Annotated in this window: 4 protein-coding genes; all 4 read left to right on the forward strand. The window is 55.7% G+C overall.

The genetic code is table 11. The features are described 5' to 3' along the window. The first annotated feature begins 101 nt into the window (after positions 1-101). The 4 genes from I6F49_RS20170 to I6F49_RS20190 all read left to right on the forward strand — a co-directional run bounded on the left by I6F49_RS20170 (position 102) and on the right by I6F49_RS20190 (position 1,370). Positions 102-389 carry a hypothetical protein gene (locus I6F49_RS20170; protein ID WP_197162030.1) on the forward strand — a complete coding sequence of 96 codons (288 nt, stop codon included), beginning with the start codon at positions 102-104 and terminating at the stop codon, positions 387-389. A 286-nt stretch (positions 390-675) separates the two neighbouring features. After that, a complete protein-coding gene (locus tag I6F49_RS20180) occupies positions 676-960 on the forward strand; it encodes a hypothetical protein (RefSeq protein WP_197181747.1) in 285 nt (94 codons plus the stop codon). Between the two features lie 12 nt (positions 961-972). Next, on the forward strand, positions 973-1,197 hold the full coding sequence (locus I6F49_RS20185; RefSeq protein ID WP_114488789.1) for a hypothetical protein: 225 nt from the start codon (positions 973-975) through the stop codon (positions 1,195-1,197). Then, the gene (locus tag I6F49_RS20190) at positions 1,194-1,370 is read left to right on the forward strand and encodes a hypothetical protein (RefSeq protein ID WP_181870851.1); all 177 of its coding nucleotides are present in this window, start codon (positions 1,194-1,196) and stop codon (positions 1,368-1,370) included. Before I6F49_RS20185 ends, I6F49_RS20190 begins: the two co-directional genes overlap by 4 nt. The last annotated feature ends 28 nt before the right edge of the window (positions 1,371-1,398 follow it).

Here is a 1,398-nt window from a genome sequence, read left to right on the forward strand (position 1 = left end):
GTGTTGGTTATATTGCAGCAGGTGTAAGACCGTACCGCCATCCTAACCAGCCTTCTTTTTAGTTTGCCGCTTTTAGTTGATTTTATTTTGAGGGGTTGATTATGAAACGCGCTATTTCCCTTGCCACGGCAAAAGCCCAGTATCAGCAACGCTACGCCATGGAGCATATCCCGGCATGGGCACGCAAACCCTGCAACGGTCAGTTCTACGCGCCGGGATATGTCTCGGATGCGGAGTGGTACGAAAACACCATTTTTCCGGGGGAGAAGGGTAAACCGCGCGACGACGACCATTGCGAAAGCCGCAACCAATCGTGGCCGCTGGGGCAGTGGTTGAAGCAACCCGCGCCACCTTATGCCGCGCCACACATGTGGGCAGCACACAAATAAAAACGCCAGCGAATAGCCCTTATGTACGGGGCTATTACCGGGCGTTTTTGCCCCCTGTTATTTATCAAGGAGTGAACTGATATGGCTGAAACCGAAGAATTTGAATTGCACGCCGCAAAGGCATTTTTTGCCAGTGCGTGGGCGGATGCTGCCGATGAGTCCGAAGATTCACCCATCGGCGCAGGTACTGAAATTTTTGATGTAATGCCCGATGAAATCGACCCCGCTGCAATGCACGCCGCGCGGACCCTGCGCATGGATATGGAACGCGAAAACNTTTGATGTAATGCCCGATGAAATCGACCCCGCTGCAATGCACGCCGCGCGGACCCTGCGCATGGATATGGAACGCGAAAACGGTCTAAGCATCGGCGACTTGCTGGGGCTGATTGAGCGCGATGGTGACGGCGACCGACCCAACACAATCGACCACTTCGGTCACTATGCCGCAATGCAAGCCATGGGTCACGGTGTTGGACTTAACGATGCTTTCGGGCCTGATGTGTACGAAGCCATCAAGGTGCCTTATGTTGAGTTTGGCTCACACTCACTCAGCCGCGACTATTTCTAAGGGGATTGCAGCATGAAACAAAAACGCTATTTTGCCGTGCACGCCTTCGGGTTTCCCGGTCACCCCTTCCCAAAATTTTGGGATGCTTACCCCACTCTGCAGCATGCGCGCAACGCAGCACGGCAGGCTATCAAGGACGGATGGCGCGAATGTGAGATTCTGCGCGACAAACCCCGCGTGCCGGGCAATGTCGGCATTGAACGTGAGACCGTAGAAACTTTGAGGAGCGCATCGTGAAAAAAGCAGACTATGCCGCACTGGCGGCCGTACTCCAAGACCGCATAGCTGAAGCCCGCGCGCGCGGCTGGGTGCAAGCCGAGTCGGAACTTCGATTGGTGGCCTGCGAGCTGGCCCGCACGCTCAACGTCAACCGAGCAGAATTCCTGAAGGCGTGCGGTATCGAGCCATAGCCGCGCCGCCATCCAGCCACGTGCTACC

The sequence above is a fragment of the Pseudoalteromonas sp. SWN166 genome, assembly GCF_015864485.1.
Taxonomy (GTDB): Bacteria; Pseudomonadota; Gammaproteobacteria; order Enterobacterales; family Alteromonadaceae; genus Pseudoalteromonas.

Coding starts and splice junctions, on each gene's coding strand:
- I6F49_RS20185 (WP_114488789.1), top strand. CDS start 973: ATGAAACAAAAACGCTATTTTGCCGTGCACGCCTTCGGGTTTCCCGGT.
- I6F49_RS20180 (WP_197181747.1), top strand. CDS start 676: ATGCCCGATGAAATCGACCCCGCTGCAATGCACGCCGCGCGGACCCTG.
- I6F49_RS20170 (WP_197162030.1), top strand. CDS start 102: ATGAAACGCGCTATTTCCCTTGCCACGGCAAAAGCCCAGTATCAGCAA.